The sequence below is a fragment of the Paenibacillus sp. J5C2022 genome (genome assembly GCF_025567625.1).
GTDB lineage: Bacteria > Bacillota > Bacilli > Paenibacillales > Paenibacillaceae > Pristimantibacillus.
In genome coordinates this window covers 1-1,268 of record NZ_JAOQJC010000109.1, presented here as the reverse complement: position 1 = coordinate 1,268, position 1,268 = coordinate 1, and the positions used below count along the sequence as shown (strand labels likewise).

At 38.4% G+C, this 1,268-nt stretch carries 1 protein-coding gene; it reads left to right on the top strand.

What is annotated here, in order from left to right; genetic code table 11:
• The first annotated feature begins 390 nt into the window (after window positions 1-390).
• The gene (locus M6D81_RS31485; RefSeq protein WP_262681618.1) at window positions 391-1,095 is read left to right on the top strand and encodes an HAD family hydrolase; all 705 of its coding nucleotides are present in this window, start codon (window positions 391-393) and stop codon (window positions 1,093-1,095) included.
• Window positions 1,096-1,268: the final 173 nt, after the last annotated feature.

Genomic DNA, 1,268 nt, shown 5'->3' with positions numbered 1-1,268 from the left:
AAGAAGTTAGCGTGTGAACATTCTACATAACCATAAAAATTGTATATGAAGAAGTGGAAGTTGAAAAATACAAAATAATTGTAGTGGGTCGACGTCCTGTCTTAATTCGAAGAAGTGGGGCAGATCCAACAGATAACACCGTATTCACGCTGCGTCGCCTATCGGCTCCTTGATCCGGCCGAAGTTGAAGAAGAGGTTTCGGAGAAGTTGATTCAGTCGCAGTGAAGCCCAGTCAGCCGGACAACCCTAAAAGGCTAAGTGGCGGAGCCACCCGGTAATCTGGTCGCTGCGCTTGACCAGTTTCGCTGCTTAAGCCTTTCGGGTTCGTGAATACATGAACGTTAGATGAAATAATTTGCAGTACATAATAAATTGAAGGGACAAAAAATAATGAATTTTAAGCTGATCTTGTTCGATCTGGATGATACTCTTTTATACTTTGATGATTATTGGGAACAAGGAACAAAAGAAACATATAGGAAATACCCATTAACAAGTAATCTTAATAGTGATGATTTGTTTAATATTCTTAAGGTCAAAGAAGAAAATTTAGTGCAGAAATATCATAATCAGGAAATCACATTTGAAGAATATCGTAATCTTCAAGTAAGCGAGACATTCTCAGAATTTAATCTTCAATTAGATGATTCCGAAATTGATCTTTTTCATAATCAACATAAACAAATGATCAAATCATTTATAAAACCCGATATACAGATAACCAATATGCTTGAAGAGGTTTCTACGAAATACCTAATTGGAATTGTTAGTAACGGAATAGCTTCATGGCAATACGATAAGATTGGGGCACTTGGATATGATCGATTTTTCTCTCGTGAATCTTTGATTATTTCTGAACTGATCGGTGTTGAGAAGCCGCATCCAATCATTTATCAAAAAGCCCTCGAACAATTTAATATAAGACCGCAAGATACATTATTTGTTGGTGATAGTTGGAAGAACGACGTCATTGGGCCAACTGAATTAGGTATGAAAGCAATCTGGGTAAACTTTAGAAACAAACCTATACCAGACAACAATATTCCTTACGGAGTTGTTAATAGATTAATTGACATTAAGGAATTTTTGAGCTAACTCTAAGAGGGCATATTACTTCATCTAACACCGTATTCACGCTGCGGGGCTTACGCCCCTTGGTCTGCCCGAGGGATTTCGAGGAAGAAAATTCAGGCAGACAACTCCTGCGAGGCTAAGTCTTCGACCCAGTCGCTATGCTCCTTTAAGCCTCTCGGGTTCGTGAATACAAC